Annotated in this window: 14 protein-coding genes and 1 riboswitch; of the genes, 7 read left to right on the top strand and 7 right to left on the bottom strand. The window is 43.3% G+C overall.

The window, feature by feature from the left end:
- Positions 1-139: 139 nt before the first annotated feature.
- Together G6N79_RS05335 and G6N79_RS05330 are read right to left on the bottom strand one after the other, a co-directional pair.
- On the bottom strand, positions 140-1,054 hold the full coding sequence (locus tag G6N79_RS05335) for a sugar phosphate nucleotidyltransferase (RefSeq protein ID WP_103905400.1): 915 nt from the start codon (positions 1,052-1,054) through the stop codon (positions 140-142).
- A gap of 54 nt (positions 1,055-1,108) precedes the next feature.
- On the bottom strand, positions 1,109-2,656 hold the full coding sequence (locus tag G6N79_RS05330; protein ID WP_103905401.1) for a helicase HerA-like domain-containing protein: 1,548 nt from the start codon (positions 2,654-2,656) through the stop codon (positions 1,109-1,111).
- Positions 2,657-2,863: 207 nt separating this feature from the next.
- On the opposite strand from G6N79_RS05330, the gene G6N79_RS05325 reads away from it, so the two are divergent.
- From G6N79_RS05325 to G6N79_RS05315, 3 genes are all read left to right on the top strand, one after another.
- On the top strand, positions 2,864-3,208 hold the full coding sequence (locus tag G6N79_RS05325; protein WP_103905402.1) for a hypothetical protein: 345 nt from the start codon (positions 2,864-2,866) through the stop codon (positions 3,206-3,208).
- A gap of 110 nt (positions 3,209-3,318) precedes the next feature.
- Complete coding sequence (locus tag G6N79_RS05320) at positions 3,319-4,896, top strand: SulP family inorganic anion transporter (RefSeq protein WP_103905403.1); 1,578 nt, start codon at positions 3,319-3,321, stop codon at positions 4,894-4,896.
- 66 nt (positions 4,897-4,962) lie between these two features.
- Positions 4,963-5,610 (top strand): carbonic anhydrase, encoded by a 648-nt coding sequence (locus G6N79_RS05315; protein WP_103905404.1) that lies wholly within the window; start codon positions 4,963-4,965, stop codon positions 5,608-5,610.
- Between the two features lie 83 nt (positions 5,611-5,693).
- Here G6N79_RS05315 and G6N79_RS05310 read toward each other — a convergent pair whose 3' ends face one another.
- Positions 5,694-6,971: an FAD-dependent oxidoreductase gene (locus G6N79_RS05310; RefSeq protein WP_160003646.1), complete on the bottom strand. Its 1,278-nt coding sequence runs from the start codon at positions 6,969-6,971 to the stop codon at positions 5,694-5,696.
- 243 nt (positions 6,972-7,214) lie between these two features.
- On the opposite strand from G6N79_RS05310, the gene G6N79_RS05305 reads away from it, so the two are divergent.
- Positions 7,215-8,888, top strand: coding sequence for a glutamine--tRNA ligase/YqeY domain fusion protein (locus G6N79_RS05305; RefSeq protein ID WP_103905406.1), 1,674 nt, complete (start codon positions 7,215-7,217; stop codon positions 8,886-8,888).
- 60 nt (positions 8,889-8,948) lie between these two features.
- Here G6N79_RS05305 and G6N79_RS05300 read toward each other — a convergent pair whose 3' ends face one another.
- Positions 8,949-11,957, bottom strand: coding sequence for a glycosyltransferase family 117 protein (locus G6N79_RS05300; RefSeq protein ID WP_160003648.1), 3,009 nt, complete (start codon positions 11,955-11,957; stop codon positions 8,949-8,951).
- A gap of 314 nt (positions 11,958-12,271) precedes the next feature.
- Here G6N79_RS05300 and G6N79_RS05295 point away from each other — a divergent pair, with 314 nt between their 5' ends.
- Genes G6N79_RS05295 through G6N79_RS05285 form a run of 3 tightly spaced genes read left to right on the top strand, consistent with a single transcriptional unit; the run spans position 12,272 to position 16,656 of the window.
- Complete coding sequence (locus G6N79_RS05295) at positions 12,272-13,333, top strand: hypothetical protein (RefSeq protein ID WP_146060578.1); 1,062 nt, start codon at positions 12,272-12,274, stop codon at positions 13,331-13,333.
- A 17-nt stretch (positions 13,334-13,350) separates the two neighbouring features.
- Entirely contained in the window at positions 13,351-14,067 is a 717-nt protein-coding gene (locus G6N79_RS05290; RefSeq protein WP_103905409.1) for a GLPGLI family protein, read from the top strand.
- Positions 14,068-14,124: 57 nt separating this feature from the next.
- Positions 14,125-16,656, top strand: coding sequence for a peptidase associated/transthyretin-like domain-containing protein (locus G6N79_RS05285; RefSeq protein WP_103905410.1), 2,532 nt, complete (start codon positions 14,125-14,127; stop codon positions 16,654-16,656).
- Between the two features lie 65 nt (positions 16,657-16,721).
- Here the strand turns inward: G6N79_RS05285 and G6N79_RS05280 are convergent, their stop codons facing one another.
- The 3 genes from G6N79_RS05280 to G6N79_RS05270 all read right to left on the bottom strand — a co-directional run bounded on the left by G6N79_RS05280 (position 16,722) and on the right by G6N79_RS05270 (position 19,139).
- A complete protein-coding gene (locus tag G6N79_RS05280; protein ID WP_103905411.1) occupies positions 16,722-17,678 on the bottom strand; it encodes a methylenetetrahydrofolate reductase in 957 nt (318 codons plus the stop codon).
- 47 nt (positions 17,679-17,725) lie between these two features.
- Positions 17,726-17,825: riboswitch (SAM riboswitch) on the bottom strand.
- A 108-nt stretch (positions 17,826-17,933) separates the two neighbouring features.
- Positions 17,934-18,461: a ribosome maturation factor RimM gene (rimM, locus tag G6N79_RS05275; RefSeq protein ID WP_103905647.1), complete on the bottom strand. Its 528-nt coding sequence runs from the start codon at positions 18,459-18,461 to the stop codon at positions 17,934-17,936.
- A 141-nt stretch (positions 18,462-18,602) separates the two neighbouring features.
- Entirely contained in the window at positions 18,603-19,139 is a 537-nt protein-coding gene (locus tag G6N79_RS05270; RefSeq protein ID WP_103905412.1) for a 30S ribosomal protein S16, read from the bottom strand.
- Between the last annotated feature and the right edge of the window lie 53 nt (positions 19,140-19,192).

Here is a 19,192-nt window from a genome sequence, read left to right as displayed (position 1 = left end):
TTCCCTGCCATTTCTGTTTATGTTGTGATTGTCCATAAAGCGGAAAAACCAATTAATACATCCGTTATGCATGTATTAATTGGTTTATATAGCGTTGCTCCCTGCTAGGGACAACTAAAAATTCTTGATTGACTTCCCCTTAGAAAAGCTTCTCAGGATATACCCCATCAGCAACCAATTTGGAAATGCTTTCCTGTACGATAGGTTTATCCTCTACATACGTTACACCAAACCATTTCGACGATGTCGGGATAACCTTAAAATCTGCCAGACCATGTTTCACCATGTAATCTGGGATGGTAGGGATAAAGAATTCCGATTTCGGATTATCGGCATTCTCTTCAACGAAGGTCGGAAATAGGTTCATACATACTTCGAACACCTTAGGAGTAAAGCCCCAGAAATTCATGGATACCCGCGTATCTGCCGGTAATTCATGCTTAACGCCATTCTCTTCGAAAACGATCTTTTTATCGCCGTTATCATTTTTATCGTAATAGATATTCACACGTTCCGTTACGGAATTCATGTGCCCCTGCTCATTCACTTCACAAACGCCACGTGACACATATCCATAATCGGACATGGTATTGCCCAACTCAAAGCCCATCAGGGACATATGGTTGTCATCAACTTCCGAAGTTAGGAACTCCCCCATTTTCTGGAAAGCGTCTGCTCCATAGAAGTCATCAGCATTGATCACACAGAAAGGGCCATCCACTTCTTTCATTGCACTCATTACGGCATGGGCTGTTCCCCACGGTTTTGTGCGCTCAATATCTCTATCTACACCAAATTTGCGCAGATCGAAATCTTGGAAGGCATAAGCTACCTCTATTTTTCCGGCAAGCTTTGCGTCGAATTTTTCACGCATTACCTGTTCAAATTCCTCGCGAATAATAAAAACTACTTTTCCAAATCCAGCACGGATAGCGTCGTAAATAGAATAATCAATAATCGATTCTCCATGAGGTCCAAAGCCATCTACCTGTTTCAAAGAACCATAACGGCTGGCCATACCTGCTGCCAGAACTACCAAAGTTGGTTTTCCCATAATTATATTTTTAGTCTTATGTTGTTAGAGTACGCAAATATACTATTTTATAAATTATCTCTTTTTGAAGATGGAGTTCAGGATTCCGGTTGCAATCTTGCCCAACAGCTTTGCTCCTTCGCGTGCCAACGTGCGGCTTGCTTGATTCTTTGCGGCCTCCATTGGCGTCTGCCGGCGGGAGCGTGACGATGCAGGTTTGCTTGCTGCCTTTTCAGCCTCCTTACGTGCTTCCTCGGCCTCTTCTTTCGCGGCATGGGTCTGCATCCGTTCATCAATAATCTCTGCTGCTGTCCGTCGCTCCACCCGCTCCTGATATTTTGCGGTATATTCCGACTGCTGCAGCAACTCCTGATATAACTGCGGTGAACAAGGTCCCATGACAGCGCGTGCCGGCACCAAATGTGTCGCTACCACTTCCGTCGGGATCCCCTTATCGTTCAGAACCGTAACCAGGGCTTGCCCTGTTCCCAAAGAGGTCAGTACCTTATCGATCTCGTAGAAGTCCGAAGTTGGATAGGTCCTTACCGTCTTGCGCAAATTCTCCGCGTCATTCGGCGTAAATGCCCGTAGGGCATGCTGAATCCGGTTCCCCAACTGGCCCAGAACCGACTCCGGAATATCCGTGGCCGCCTGTGTACAGAAGAAAACACCCACACCCTTTGAACGGATCAAGCGGACGATCTGCTCGATCTGTGTCATAAACGCCTTCGATGCTCCATTGAACAATAAATGTGCCTCATCAAAGAAAAACACCAATTTAGGCTGGTCTAAATCGCCAACCTCCGGTAAGTTCTTGAATAGCTGCGCCAGAAGGCTCAACAAGAAGGTGGAAAATAATAAAGGTTGATCCTGGATGTCCGAGATATTCAACAGGGTAATGACCCCTTTTCCATCCACTTTATTGAACAGATCCTGGATATCAAATTCCTTTTCCCCGAAGATATGGGCCAGCCCCTGCTGCTCGATGGCTACGATTTTCCGAAGAATAGTATTTGCACTGGCGGTCGAGATCTTACCGTAATCGGCTTTGATCTCCTCGGCACCGGGGCCTTCCGACAGGTAGCTCAACAGTTTCTTGAGATCCTGGAAGTCCACGATCGGCAATTGAGTATCTGCGGCATATTTAAAAATGGCACTCAGGACACCGGCTTGGGTATCGTTGAGGTCGAGGATACGGGCCAGCAGCACAGGTCCAAAATCTTCCACCGTCACGCGCATCGGCGCACCCAGTTTACCTGACAGCGAGAAAAGCTCAATGGGAAAGCTTGCAGGCACAAAAGGAATGCCCACGGCATTTCCACGTTCCAAAAGGGCATCATTCGTTTTGCCAGCTTCGGCAAGGCCAGATAGATCCCCTTTGACATCCAACATGAATACAGGCACACCCGCATCCGACAGCTGTTCGGCCATCAACTGCAGCGTCCTGGTCTTTCCTGTACCGGTCGCACCGGCGATGAGACCGTGACGGTTCATCATCTTTAATGCTAAATTGACTTTAGCGTCGGTGACAATCTCACCGTTCAGGATGCCTGACCCAAGTTGGATAAATGCCCCCTTGGGAATGTATGAAGATGTAATCTTCGCAATAAATTGGTCTTTCATACGATTAAGCGTTACTTGCTATCTTTGAAAATAAAAATAAAGATATAATTATTCATCTGAACAAATCAAAGAAACTTATATTACCATAATATTAAGAAATCAGATAAAAGGCACGACTTTTGTAATTTTTTCATAATAAAATTCTAAAAAAGGATTTTTTTTGAAATTAAATTTTATTTTTGTTCAGTTTATAATTAAAGGGCAACCATGTTTTCAAAAAATAATAGAATATTAGCGGCGAAGCTATGCTTCTTCATCTTCTTCACGAAGATGCTGATTTCTATTACCCCTATGTTTGTAGACGTACTTGATAAGGGCACGGTCCTTCAAGTGGTGATGCAACTGGAAATTGAGAACACGGCAAAAGGAAACAACAGCAATAATGAAGATCTGCACGAATCTGCAATTAAGATCTTCAAACCCGATGCGATTGATTTCTATGCCTTCAACCCAACTGTTGAGAATGCCGGAAAAGTAAAGCACTACCTCAAGAACGAGAAGTGCATCTGTGCATTCGACCCTACCGTCCCCACCCCGCCTCCAAACGCGTAATTCAACACCCATGGAATTTCTATGCCATTTTCTGACCTCCCCAGGAGCGTCTTAATGGGCATATTGAGCACATTAATCGTTGAATTTAAAAATCTTATAAAAATAAGTATATGTTTGGTACACGTACGTCCGCTTTTCTTAAACTCTCGAAAAGGGACTTAAAATATGACTTCCCAGCAAGTATTGTAGTATTCTTAGTGGCATTGCCATTATGTTTGGGAATTGCAATGGCTTCCGGCGCGCCATTATTCGCCGGTATTTTAACAGGTATTATTGGTGGTATTGTTGTCGCATCGATCTCCGGGTCCCCGCTGAGCGTCAGTGGTCCTGCAGCAGGTCTGACGGTAATCGTTCTTGGTGCCATCCAGCAATTGGGTGCCTACGAGACCTTTATTCTTGCTGTATTGCTGGCCGGTGTTATTCAGGTTATCCTGGGTATCGTTAAGGCGGGAATGATCGGAAACTATTTCCCATCTTCCGTGATCTTGGGTATGCTTGCCGCTATCGGTATCACGATCATCTTGAAACAGATCCCTTTAGCTTTCGGTATGACGGAAGCCAACCCGTTCGATTTTGAGAACGGCGGAATGGCAGCCTTTACCAGCACGATCCTTTCCAGTGTAAACTGGGGAGCAACCATTATCTGTCTCCTTTCTTTGGCCGTTTTGATTTTCTGGCCGAACATCAAGAAGTTGAACAAAATCCCAGCACCGTTAATCGTCGTATTATTGGGTGTTGGATTGGGTTTTGCATTCCAGGGAACTGGATTGGCTCTAAATCCGGATCACTTTGTATCCATTCCCGTAGTGAACTCATTCGCTGAATTCAAGGGCTTGTTTATCTTCCCTGACTTTACGCAGATCTTCAATAAAGAAGTATGGATCGTAGCCTTTACCATCGCAATCATTGCGAGTTTGGAGACGCTTTTGAGCATCGAGGCTGTAGATAAACTGGATCCATTGAAGCGTAATTCACCGACAAACAGAGAGCTTTTGGCTCAGGGTATCGGTAATATGACTTCCGGTTTCTTGGGTGGTCTACCGATGACGTCGGTTATCGTTCGTTCTTCGGCAAATGCCAATGCGGGCGGCCGTACGAGACAATCGGCAATGTTGCACGGTCTATGGTTATTGGTTGCTTTATTGGCAATCCCAAGCATCATCAACTTGATTCCATTGGCGGGCTTGGCAGCTATCCTATTGCACACCGGATATAAATTGGCGAAGCCAGCGCTGTTCAAGCAGATGTTGACCAAAGGATTGGATCAGTTTATTCCATTTGTGGTTACTGTTGCGGCGGTTGTATTCACGGATCTATTGACAGGTGTTGGTATCGGTATTGTTGTAGCAACGTTCTACATCCTTCGTGCGAACATGCACAATGCATACCACTTGAACATCACACCTTCAAAAAGTGATGAAAGCGAAACCGCAGTCATTACTTTGGCAGAAGAGGTTTCTTTCTTAAATAAGGCGCCTATTCAGCAAAAGTTGTATAACTTGCCAAAAAGCGTGAAATCCATTGTTATCGATGGACAAAAGAGTAAGTTTATCGACAAGGATGTCATTGATGTCATCAAGGATTTCGAGCAGAATGCACTGAGCAAGGGCTTGGATATCGAACTGAATGATGTCACGTACAAGCGCAGAATGATGCCACGCAAACAAAAACTTCAAAAAGTAGTTTAATTAATTTAAAAATAATGTAGAAACTTGTATGGTCATTTTTGGCCATACATTAAATCAAAATATATAATGGGACAAAAAGAATTAGAACTTGGATTTAATCAGATTTTAGAAGGTAACAAAGACTGGATGGACTTCGTCAGCAAAGATGAGAGCGGACGTTTTCAACAACTTGCTAAAGGGCAAGCTCCTGAAGTGTTATGGATTGGTTGTGCGGATAGCCGAGTTCCTGCAAATGAATTGACCGGTAAAAAGCCGGGAGAGGTATTTGTACACCGTAATATCGCAAACATGTGCGTGCATTCCGACATGAGTATGTTGGCAGTGCTTGACTATGCGGTGAATGTATTGAAGGTAAAGCACATTATCGTAGCTGGCCATTACGGCTGTGGTGGTGTTGCTGCTTCTTTGAGCAGCCAGCAATACGGAATCATCGACAATTGGTTGTGCCACATCAAAGATGTTTATCGCTTACATGCTGCTGAAATTGATGCCATCGAGAACCACGATGATAAAGTCAACCGGTTGATCGAATTGAACGTTAAGGAACAGGTATTCAACCTGACAACAACGTCCATCGTTCAAAACGCATGGAAAAATGGCGCTGAACTAGCGGTTCATGGTATGGTCATCAACATCGGTACCGGTCAATTGATCGACTTGGATACAACGTTTGATTCCAACGAAAACCTAGGTCAGGTATTCGCTTATAAATAGGATATCCCATTCGAAAGAAAAAGGACAGCCCCTTTACCAGATCGGTAAAGGGGCTGTCCTTTTATTTATCCTATGGTTCCCTTCTATTTGACGAAGGTCCCATCCAGGTTAATCGCCTTTGCGAACGAAGTCGTGAAAAGATCCGTGATGATGGCAAACTGTTCACGGGTTATCTTGTCTTCCGGCTTATACGTGCCTTCAAATTTAAATTTTGTGCTCCAATCCTTTTCAATCTGTCTTTCCACCTCATCACCCTTAAAGGACACAAACTTGATCAATCCGATGACATCCTTCCAGGTCATCTCTTCATCGCGGTAATTGTCGAGAAACCACAATTGGCTCCGTGTATAGATATCATTCAGAATATCCTTAATATCAGAAAACTTAACATATCCCTTCCGATCGAACACGTACTGACCCTGCTCCTCCCTACCCAGGAATACGCCCGTTAAAAAGAATTTCTGCAGGGCTTTGAAGTCGCGATCATCGGTAGCTACATCGGCATAGGGGGTCATGCGAACATTAAAAGCCAAGAGTTCCGCCTGCAATTTACGGATATCGATTTTCTTGCTAGTCGTTTTAAAGAAAGCCAGGTACGCGGCCGTTGCACCCAATGCCTGCCCGTATGCGGAACGAAAACCTATATTTTCTGGTGACTTGGCTATACTGCGCATCAATCCAATATCCAGCACATTTTCTTTTTCGCCCTGCAACAGATCGCGCAAGAAAACGAGCTGCGGCTGTTGATCCAGTTCACCAACAGCAACTGTTGTCCGCGAGATGGCCAGGTTCACATCCTTCATGGCCGTAAGGGATCCCTTCGAAAGGCTATCCACAGGTATGCCAGCTGATTTTGCAATAGTTCCATCCACGCTAGCATCCAAGACACTGAGCACGGAATAACGCTGTCTGTTGGAAAGCGTAATTTCCCACGCCCGTCTACCCTTGTCGGCCTTGATTACCTGCTGATTGGGGATAACGGTCAGATTGGCCTGCGCATCAACGGATTTTTCCAAAGCATTCTTCGCCAATTGCGGATTGAAATCGCGCTTGGTGATCGTGGCCACGGAATCCGAACGGCTCTTACTGCCCGCCATGTCCATCAATAGCCACATCCACTGCCCGCCATCCAATGCCAATGCATGCTGAATGGCCAAGCGATCATCCGTCAGCTCTTTCCCCAAGAAAGGAGAATCCAGCACCAATACCGTTTCCACATTTGACTTCGCCGCCTGAACTGCCGCACTCCACGCCGTCACATCCGATCCATACACCAGCAACTTTGGCGAGCCCTTTTTCTTCTGTGAAAAAGCCAGCACCGGAAGCAACAAGCAGATCAGGAATACTATCCTCAATTTCATAATCATGTTTATTTTAGCCTAAATTAATATGAATTCATTATAATTAATAGTGAATAATTAATTATCTGCATATTGTAAACAGATTTTTTCGAAGGATGGAGATTCCAAGTGAAATACGCAGCTAATATAAATGCCGAGTAACCCATAGCCTATCGATGGGCCCTTCCATCATTCGGATAAAAAAACAAACAGCATTCCATGCAAAGGCATTTAATATATCGTTGAAATACCTAACTTTGCGTTATGGTAGAAGAAGAAAAATCATTGAATTTTATTGAAGAGATTATCGAAGAGGATCTTCGTAATGGGAAGAATGACGGTCGTGTCCTGACCCGTTTCCCGCCAGAACCAAATGGTTATCTTCATATTGGACATGCAAAGTCAATCTGTCTGAACTTTTCTTTAGCACAGAAGTACAATGGCAAAACAAATCTACGTTTCGATGACACCAATCCGGTAACGGAGGATGTGGAATACGTAGACAGCATCAAAAAAGATATTCAATGGTTGGGCTTCCAGTGGGCCGAGGAATTATATACCTCAGACTATTTCGATACTTTATACGAATATGCAAAACAGCTGATCAAGCATGATCTAGCTTATGTAGACGATAGCAACTCCGAGGAAATTGCTGCTTCCAAAGGTACGCCGACAAAACCAGGTGTGCCAACAGTATACCGCAGCCGTTCTATTGAGGAGAACCTGCAGTTATTTGAGGACATGCGTGCAGGGAAATATAAGGATGGCGAGAAGGTTCTTCGTGCGAAGATCGACTTGGCCAGCCCGAACATGCACATGCGTGACCCGATCCTGTACCGTATCAAGCATGCTGACCACCACCGTACAGGTGATAAATGGCCAATCTACCCGATGTACGATTTTGCCCATGGCCAATCGGACTCGATCGAGAAGATTACCCATTCGGTATGTACGCTGGAGTTTATTCCGCATCGCCCTTTATACGATTGGTTGATTGACAGGTTAGAAATCTTCCCTTCAAAACAATATGAATTTGCACGCTTGAACCTTTCCTATACGGTCATGAGCAAGCGCAAGTTACTGCAATTGGTGAACGAGAAATTAGTAGACAGCTGGGATGACCCACGCATGCCTACGATTTCCGGACTGCGCCGCCGTGGATATACACCAGAAAGTATCCGTAACTTCTGTGAGCGGATCGGTATCCAGAAGCGTGAGAATATGATCGATGTCAGTTTATTGGAATTCTGTATCCGCGAGGATCTGAACAAGACCGCTTGGCGCCGAATGGCCGTGTTGGATCCAATCAAATTGGTGATCACCAACTATCCAGAAGGACAGGTTGAAGAATTGGAAGGAGAGAACAATCCAGAAGTTGAAGGTGGTGAGGGCAATCGCATGATCCCTTTCTCAAAGGAGCTATGGATCGAGCGTGAGGACTTTATGGAAGACGCACCGAAGAAGTTCTTCCGTTTGGGACCTGGGCTTTCCGTACGCCTGAAACATGGTTACATCGTAACCTGTACTGACTTCAAGAAAGACGAGCAAGGCAATGTGACGGAGGTTTACTGTGAGTATGCGCCGAACTCCAAATCTGGAGAAGATACTTCCGGCATCAAGGTGAAAGGCACGATCCACTGGGTATCTGTTGCTCATGCCAAGGAAGCGGAAGTACGCCTGTACGACCGTCTTTTCCAAGATGAAAACCCTGCAGCTGCCGAGGATTTCAAGGCATCCATCAATCCGGATAGTCTGCAGATCATTGAAAAAGCTTATATCGAACCCGACTTGGCCAATGCCGAGGTTGGAAAAGGGTATCAGTTTATTCGCTTGGGTTATTTCACCCTAGACAGTAAACATACGACTGCCGATAAATTGGTTTTCAATAGAACAGTAACACTGAAAGACTCCTGGGCTAAGGAGGCTAAAAAAGGATAAAATAAGAAAGGAGGCTTTAAGCCTCCTTTTCTTTTGCTATGCTTGTGCTGTATAGCAATTTTACATAAATACAGCTTTATATTTCTTGTCCATTTGTGTTGCCGTAGCCAACAGCTGTTCATCCCCCAATTCCTTCAGAATCGGGAGGTATTGTTCCAAGGCACCGACTCCCAACCGGATTGCATATAAATCATAGCCCGTGTTGGCTTTCTGCAGGATGGCAGCTTGATAATCCAAGTTTTCCCCAATGGCTTTGAGATGCTTTGTGGCTAGCATTTTAGCTTTATCCATTTCCTTTACCTTCACCAAGGTATCCAACAGGACGACATTGGAGAACGATTGTCGCGCACTGCGCACATTTTTCGGCTGGAATGCATAGGCCTTCAGCGCCAATTGCTTCGCCTTACCCATCTCTCCCCGTTGCACCAGTGCATACATCCCGCTCTCGTACACATCTGAATAGATCCAGTTGTCGTAATAGAAATTGGAATCCACATCAAAATAATCCAGATCACTAATATCCGACCACTGGAATTTGTCCATAGCGTTGGCATATAGCTTTTCCGCATTCACTAGGCTTGGGCGGTCATTCGGCTGGCCGACATCCACCGGCATCAGCTTATTCACCAAACCTTCGGAAGCCAGGTATTTATCCAACCCCATGTGAATGCTGTTGGGTGAAAAGGATGTATAATAGATCGGTCGTTCCCAGTTGTTGTTGACCAAGATGGACATCAGGCTCAAATCCGCCCGACTGACAACGTCCTCATTGAACTCCCATTGCATATACTCCGGAATATGGGCCTGCCATTCTTTAGGCAAGCCTACATGTGCCAATACGGCGTCCTTATCGACCTTTAGCTGCATTTTCCGCGTTGGCAGCACATTGATATAACTGCCATTCTGCAACTGTACTTTATTCTCATTGCTATCGGAAAGCATCACATTCAAGAGCATATCCACGTCTGTATAGCCCTCGATGCCCATATCATAGACATGAATCCCATCACGGATCCCCTTCTTCACTTTATCGTAGCTGAACCCGATCGGAACTGCCTTTGATGCATTCATATCCTGCATCATCTGCTCCACATACCAATCCGAACTGAGGTACCCATAATTGATCACGCGTACATCCGTTCGAATGCCTTCCACTTCCTGCAAGTACCACAGCGGGAATGTGTCGTTATCGCCATAGGTAAACAGGATGGCATTTGGATCGCAGGACTGCAAGGTATTTAAAGCCAATTCACGTGTCATCTTACGTCCTGATCGGTCGTGTCCGACCCAATTTTCCTTCAATAACAAAACCGGTCCAGCCAGCATACAGATAGCAGCAGTCGCATACGTAATCTTCTGTACAGATAGCTTGCTGCGGCGTTGCAGAAAATCCATCACGCCCAAAACGCCCAGTCCGATCCAGATAGCGAACATATAAAAAGAACCTGCGTAGGCATAATCGCGCTCGCGCGGCTGCACGGGGGTTTGGTTCAAATATAACACTATGGCCAGACCGGTAAAAAAGAATAGCAATGCCACAATGCCAGCATCGCGTTTATTTTTCTTTACCTGCCACAAAATGCCAACAATCCCCAACAAGAGCGGCAAGAAAAAATAGGTAGCTCGACTCGGGTTATCCCACATATCTTCAGAAATAGAGCTTATACCGGGAAGGCGGATTTCATCGACAAAATCAATCCCTGAAAGCCAATTACCGGCGGTTCCTTCACCCTGGCTCGGCACATCGTTCTGCCGACCCACAAAGTTCCAGAAGAAATACCGACTGTACATGTGCACCACTTGATACCCAAAGAAAAATTTCATGTTGTCCACAAAACTTGGTGACTCATCGGCCCCCAATCCCAAATACTGGCGGTAGAAATCAGCATGTTTGCTGCTGTACATCCGCGGAAATAGGACCTGCTTATCGTAGGAATATCCCTTCACGAAATCGATGGATGCATAGCGCTCTTCATCTTTTCTGTATGTTTTACCATCTTCAACACCGACCACCTGCGAGGTAAACGTCGGCCCCTTTAAAAGGGGTTCGGATTGATATTGCTCCCTGGAAAGATAGCTCAGAAAAGAAAAAGCATCATCGGGGTCGTAGTTATTCAAGGATATATTGGTCTGCGCACGGACCAATAACATGGTATAGGAAGTAAAGCCAAAATACACAAAGCACAAACTCAATAGCGCCAGATTCAATACCGGCTTATTCTTTTTAATGGAATAGACTATTCCAGTGACCAAAGCCGCGATGAGTAACAGGACAAATGCCGCTATGCCACTGCCAAATGGCAGGCCTAGGGTATTGACGAAAAAGAGGTCGGAAAAAGCTGCAAAACGCACCGTATATTGGATGACACCCCACAGGATCAAGGCAAGCACCAAGACTCCCCAGCCGAAAGATTTTGCTGCTCCTTGCCAAGTAATGGACTTTGCCTTTCTGAAATAGATCAATAAAGCCAGTGCAGGAATGGTCAATAAGTTTAATAGATGCACACCAATGGATAGCCCCATGACAAATGCGATCAATAGCAGCCATTTATTTGCGTCGGCCTCATCCGCACGTCGCTCCCACTTCAGCGCTAGCCAGAAAACTACAGCCGTACATAGGGAGGACATCGCATACACCTCAGACTCCACGGCTGAAAACCAAAACGTATCCGTAAAACTGTAAGCCAAGGCACCAACTACACCCGCGCAAAGGATCTGGATATGTTGAACGGATGTACCGTTACCTTGTCCCAACAGCAGTTTCCGTGCAAGGGCGGTTATGGTCCAGAAGAGAAAAACAATCGTCAAACCGGAGCATACCGCAGAACCAAAATTCATCCAATAGGCAATCCGTTCCGTATTGCCAAAACCAAGATTGGAGAATATATTCTGGATCATAAGGAATAATGGGGCGCCAGGTTGATGGACAACCTCCAATTTATAGGCGGAAGCGATAAATTCACCCGTATCCCACCAACTCACGGAAGATTCGGTAGTCAGGATATAGACTGTGCAGGCAATTATGCCGCAGACCCAGCCTAAGATCGTATTCATTCTGGAATAGCTCATGGTCATTTTGGTTAGTATAGTTTATGAAGTTAAATTTAGTAAAGTATAGCTTTAGCGCTATGCCATTAACATAATTTAACGATGTGGAAGGCAATAGGCAAAACTTGGGATAATGGAATGGTACCTACACAGTTAATAACTGACAAATTTTACGTTTAAATCAATTTTTTTGCGACGAAAAAAGCAGTATCTTAACCAAAGTATTGGGCAACACTCAGTTTTTAATAACAAGCTTGCCATAAACTATAAGCCAACATATTAAATTAACCGATTATTACACAGGAACCAGCTACACAGCGTAGAAAATTTAAATCATGAAAATAAGCATACCAATTCTACCTATTATACTCTTACATATAATTTGCTTCAGTTGCCATGGGAATGGAAACAATTTCTTGCAGGAAAAAAGAAACTTTACAAGTGAACCTTTGTTAGCTGAGCCAATAAAATCGAGCGATAACTTCAAGAATTACTTTGCAAATGAGCCCTATCTCGCCTCTCTCAGTGATGCTAAAATTGGTGATCTTGTCTTTCAATACAATTCGGGAGAAAACAATCGTTTCTTTCTGAAGGAGAACAAATTTGTTTTCTATTCATGGCAGGGACAAGATATTCATCCCATTGAGCACAAAGTGGACAAATCTTATCCGTTCGGCCTTTTGATTGGACAATCAGCTGAAAAATTATACTTCTACAATTCTGCCAACAAAGGAAAAGATTTCGCGACCTATTCACTCCAATCGAAAAAGACAAATATTATTAGTCTTTCTGAACTTGTCGTAACGAATGTCGCTGAGCTGGGCAACATGCAAGAAATACTTGCCTGTGGAGTGGCGTCGGACACACTTGGATTCTTCATTTTAGACGCAGGTGGGCATATCAAAAAGCGATTAAAAAGTATAGATTTGCCCTTTTCTCCTAATGGCGATCCAGGTGTATATGGTGGTAAATTTTATAGTTTCGGGGAACAGATCTTCTTTCTGTTTAACAATAAGTCCAGCATTTTCCATTTTGACAACCAAGGGAACTTCATACAAGAGATACCAACAATTGATTCCTTTTCTTTTAAACACAAATCCAACAAAGGTTACAATCCCCAATTCGATGGGCTTTATAAGGATTTAATGGTAAAAAACGACCAATTAATTATCAGAACTAATTTTGTAAGCTCTAAAAATAAAGAGATTGTATTTGACACGTATGCTATTTTAGATGGAAAATACCGCAACAGTTTTCACGTTAAATTACCGGACTTAGATTTTTCCAAATTCTCCTTTCCAATTTGGTCCTATTTCAGCACCAATGGAGAATATAACCTGCTATTTGGAACAAAATATACTTCGGGAGCATTTAGTTCTTTCAAAGTCCAATTGTAACCCCTTATCCTAAACTTATGAACTTATTCAAATATATTATCCTGTTAACTATACTTTGTAGTTCGGGTATTGCTAAATCCCAAGATCAATATATAATTACCTATTCAGGTAAACTGCTATCTGCGTCAATGACGAGCCGTCTTCAAAACGAAGCTTCTGACCCAGACATGCTAAAAGCTTTCACAGAAATCATCAGCGGATTTGAGGTTATGTACTCCTTATATATCGATTCTAGAAAAAGGGAATCAATATTTATAGAAGACAGGGAATATGGGCTCGATGGTCCCCCACCATTTAAACAGTTAACCAGCTATTATAAGGCCGATAGCCAGTTCTATTTTGAAGACCTCTTTCGCGGCAAGAAATTTAATATTAAGGATACTCCAAAAAATTTAAACTGGCTCATTACAAAAGAAACCCTTACCATAGGTAACTTCACCTGTAAAAAGGCAATTTTGAAGGATGATCCATTTCACACGATTGCCTGGTTTTCGGAAGACTATCCCCTTCCCTTTGGTCCGTATATCGGAAATGGGCTTCCGGGGTTGGTGGTCCTCCTGGAGAATGATTATTACAGCATCCAAGTTAAGGAAATCAAAAAACAGGCGATTCCAGCGAAGGTGGTGAAATCTATGGCAGCTTTTCCAGCAAAACAAGGTATTTCTTTGCAAGAATATTATAAGGAGGTAAAACCCTTGTTGAAAACCATGAGTCAGGAAAATATCATAAACTAAGTGCGGCAATTCCTAGCATATTTTTACCGAATCACCTGGTTGGTTCTTTTTCCTGTTATGAGTTTTGCGCAAGTGCAGTTCACTGTTGTCGATTCGCAGCGGAAACCTATTCAAGGTGCGATTGTCAGTATCCACGATTTGGCGGATGAGGTGACTTTTGCACATACCACCTCCGATCAAGCCGGCAAAGTCATGCTGAAGGAAACGACATTTCCATTTTTGCTGAAGGTAAGATCCATGTCTTACAAGCCCTACAGCGCGAAAATTACGACAAAAGTGGATATCCAAGAATACGTAGTACTTTCCGAAAGTGCCATAGCGATTGAAGAAGTAGTAGCCGATATGAACAAAGGGTTTGCTTCACTTCGCAACGATACCATCAAGTTTAACCTAAACGCTTTAAACTTGGCTGGTAGTGATAACCTCAAAGAAATTTTAAATCGAATCCCAGGATTTCGAGTCGATGAAAACTACAAAATAACCCATGCTGGCCAGGAAATCAATAAAATCCTCGTAAATGGTAAGGAAGCGTTTGAATTCCAGAACAAGATTGCATTGGATAATATTGAAAACGCAATGCTGGATGGGTTGAGTGTCATCAATGATTACCGAGACCCTTTCCAGGTAAACCTTGAAGAAGGAAAAACAGACAAGGTCATAAATCTTACCTTGAAAGAAGACTTTTCCAATATCATAAAAGGGAATATAGAATTAATGGGCGGTTATAAGCATAAGTTTAAGATTAAACCATTCCTCTTCTATTTCAGCGAAGGGCTTGCTGTATTTTCCTTAAATAATTTGAATAATATGTATGATAAAGATTGGAGCAGCGAAGATTATTCCGGAGGTCTCCAATCCTACAATTTGGGCTCCCGCTATTTTCGCGATGCGAACCGGAGTACGTTTTATGCGAAAGATCTAACCCTAAATCGGGAATTAAGTTTTCTGAATTCGACAACTGTAAAACGGACGACTGATCAATATACCTTTCAGGCAGTCATTAATTACAATGTACTTTCCTCGTTAAAATTTTCAGAAACCAATACACGCTATTTGGGCAACTCGCTCTACGATAGGCTCAATACGGATAGCTTGAAGGCCAGCATGTTCAGTTACATGCTTAATTTTAAGCATAAGCTATTCAAAACATCCATTTTGGAACTTAGTTCGTCCAATTATAGCGACAAGCTTATTCGGGATGACCGTTTTAATGCTACATATCACCAAGAGCAGCGGTCTTTTTTTGTAGAAGAACGTGCTACTCAAGGCAGCACCATATACGCCCATAAAATCAATCTGGATTCCAAAATTAGCAACAAGATTGCTTGGTCCACTAGTTACAGTCTGAAAACGGAAAACAGTGGTGATCTTTGGGTGTTGCAAAACAGTAATGGTATAGCGGATTCTCCAATTCTTCATCCTGAGAATGACATAAAATTGAAAAACAAGGAGCATACCATTAATTCCAGCCTACATTACAATTTTGCCAAAGGAATGAGTGGAAGTGTGGGCCTTGCCTATTTCAGGACACTCGACAAAGTTGACCGTTATCTCCTGCAATTCAAGAGCAACAGGTTAAGTCCTGAGGTTGAGGTGCATATTAAAACTAAATTCGTCAACGTAGAGGCAAATCTTAATTATAACCGACTCCACCGTTACCTCGCGGAACAGACGAAAAAGGTAAATTATTTCGCAGGAAATCTAAATGCCGACATTTTCCTAGATAACTATAAGAAGAATAAAATCAGAATTTCACTGGATAAGTCAGCACTTTTTGCGCCGATTACAGCAGCACTACCCTATAATGTAGACCGTTATGACCACGTCCTATTCGGTCAAAGTGACCTGTTTTTTGAAAATTTCGATCGTATCGCTGGTAGAATTGCCTATGTGTACGACCTGCCATTCAAAGGTGAATCTTTCCAACTGGCAGTCTTTGGTAATTCCAGTTCGAACACGATCATCCAAACCCTGAATAAAGAAAACAATAGATTCTGGACCTACCAACGCGTGAAGGGTCTTAAACGATATGGTGGCGATGTCTATTACAGTCATAACATGCTTAAGAATAGCTACCCACTTAAGGTTGATGTTTCCTACCGCATAACCCGAGACTCCTATTTTCAATTCCTAGCAAATGAAGAGGTGCCCATTGTGCAAGACAATCATATCATCCAAGCTTGTGTCAATTCTTTTTCAGAAAATCGGATAAATGGGATGTTGAAGATATCCACTGAGATTACAAGCATCAATTACAATGATTCTGAAACCTCAAAACAGGAAAATTACAGTCTTTTGTTCGGTCCACGCTATAACCATAAGAAATTAGTGATAAAAACATTCCTTAAGTACAGTTTCATCAAAGATAGGCAGCAAAGCAATTCCTTTTTGGATATGAACCTTTCAACGCGCTATAGCTTATCCGATAAGCTTGAACTCTTGTTGGAGGCAGACAACTTTTTGCAAAATTTAGGATTGAAATCTGCCGATCCCTTGGGTTTGGTAGATAACCAACAAGGAATGGAATACTTCCAGTCGTATAAAAATCTAGTAGGCTATACGACATTGGGCTTTCGGTACAAATTCTAAACATACAAAATCCCTACTGACATCAGCAGGGCTTTGGTATTATACAGGTATTTCTTCAATTTCCGTTACACCAATTTTTCGACGATTTTCCGTGTCGGTCCAGGGTTACTCATGGTATAGAAATGCAATACCGGTGCACCAAATTCGATCAATTCCTTACACTGCTGTACCAACCACTCCTCACCTACTTGGCGAACATCTGCATTGGTTTTGCAGGATTCCACGGCATCACTCAAATCCTCTGGAATATCCAGATGGAAGATCCGTGGTAGGGTAATCAATTGCTTTTTGGTCGTCAATGGTTTTAATCCCGGGATAATAGGTACATGGATATCATTTTCACGGCATTTCGTTACGAATTCCTTGTATTTTTCCACGTTAAAGAACATCTGGGTTACGATAAATTCGGCTCCCATTTCCACTTTTTTCTTCAACCATTTGAAATCGGTATTGAAGTTCGGGGATTCGAAATGCTTTTCAGGGTAACCGGCCACACCGATACAGAAGTTGGTTTTCTCGGAGGTGACGATATCCTCATGCAGGTATTGTCCGCGGTTCATATCCACGACCTGCTGTAGCAAATCCGTTGCATACGCATGCCCGCCGACGGTAGGGATAAAATCGGCGTCGCCCTTGCGTGCATCGCCACGCAATACCAAGACATTGTCGATACCCAAGAAATTCAGGTCAATGAGTGCATTTTCCGTTTCTTCCTTGGTGAAGCCTCCGCAGATCAGGTGTGGCACCGCATCCACCTTGTATTTACTCATAATCGCCGCACAGATCGCTACCGTTCCTGGGCGCTTTCTATAGGAAACACGCTCCAACAGGCCGTTCGAGTGCTGCTTATACAGGTAATCCTCTCTATGGTACGTAACATCAATGAATGGGGGCTTGAATTCCATCAGTTCATCCATTGTCTGGAATATACTTTGGATACCTTGTCCCTTCGCTGGTGGCAACAATTCAAAAGAATACAGCGTCTTCCCTTTTGCGTTCTTGATGTGATCTACAATTTTCATAAGAATATATTAAGGCTTAGAGAAAACACAGCGGTGACCGGTTCTTCAGCTTATCTTTCCTCGTTAAGGGTAGAATGTAGCACCTTGACTGGTGTCAGGTTGCTAAGGCTTCAGCGGGTCTAGTCCCTCTGCCTTTCTCTATAAGCGACGGCTAATATCGCTAATAGACCTGTAATCTCAAAATGTTAACCGAAAAAAGTAGATCGATTTTAAGCACCCGTCGCCATGGGCATAAAAAAAGGAGGTCTAAACCTCCTAATCTTCTAAGTACATATCGATCAAGCCTTCTGGCAATCGTAACACGATTACCTGCTCTTCCGGGTCAATTCCTACTATAAAATCTTCGTTCAGGGGGAACATGGCGTCTTTGCCATCAATATCTACCGTAGCGATAAATTGTTGGGGCATTTCCTGCACATGGGTAATTTCACCCAACTCGCCCTCACTCTCCTCGATTGCCAGGAAGCCGACCAAATCTTTGTAGGTAAAGTCCTCGGGATCCCGCTCCGGCATTTTATCGTTCGGCAAATACATTTTCTTGCGGACAATAGCCTGCGCCTTATCGATGTGGTCGATATCTTCAAATGTTGCGTATGCCGTACTATTTTGCTGCAGCTTAATGGCATCCACAAAATAAGGAACCAATTTCTTGTTCACCTCCAGAAAAATTAAATCCAGGTCCAGGTCCATATAATCCTCGAATTCGAAGAATAACTGTACCTCGCCTTTCAGCCCACGGGTCTTACTGATATAACCAATATAAAAGCACTGATCTATTGTCATGTTGTGTATTTGATCTGTAAAAATAAGGATTTCTTTCGGGTTGGCGGGAAAATTTACGAACTGCAACAGCTATACCCCGATTTCATGCACAAAAAAAGCCGATTCTTTTGAATCGGCCTTTTCGAATACTGTATGAAAGAATTAACCTTCAGTTTCTTCAGTGTTTTCTGCAGTATCAGCAGCTTCTTCTGCTTCTTCAGCAGCTGTTTCTTCAGCAACTGGAGCGTTTTTAGCAGCGATAGCAGCAGCTCTGTCTTCTTTTTTCTTCGCCTCAGCAGCTAAAGCAGCTTTTTTAGCTTCACCTTTAGTCTCTGCTAAGCCTGATTTTTTACCTTCGATTTGTGCGTCTTTACCTTCAGACCATTTTGTGAATAGTTCTTCAGCTTTAGCTTCATCGAAAGCACCTTTTTTCACACCACCTTGCAAGTGTTTCTTGTAAAGAACACCTTTGTAAGAAAGGATAGCGCGAACTGTGTCAGTAGGTTGTGCACCTTTGTTCACCCAGTCCAAAGATTTTTCGAAATCCAAAATGATTGTTGCTGGGTTAGTGTTTGGGTTGTAAGAACCTAAACGCTCAATGAACTTACCATCACGTGGAGCACGTGCATCTGCTACTACTACGTGGTAAAAAGGTTTTCCTTTTTTACCATGTCTCTGCAATCTGATTTTAGTTGCCATGTTTTAATGATTATTTATGTATTCAACATATCCCCCGAGCTACATGCAAGAGG

The organism is Sphingobacterium lactis, assembly GCF_011046555.1.
Lineage (GTDB): Bacteria > Bacteroidota > Bacteroidia > Sphingobacteriales > Sphingobacteriaceae > Sphingobacterium > Sphingobacterium lactis.
Note: the sequence above shows the minus strand (reverse complement) of the source record. Positions and strands in the feature narration are given on the sequence as shown.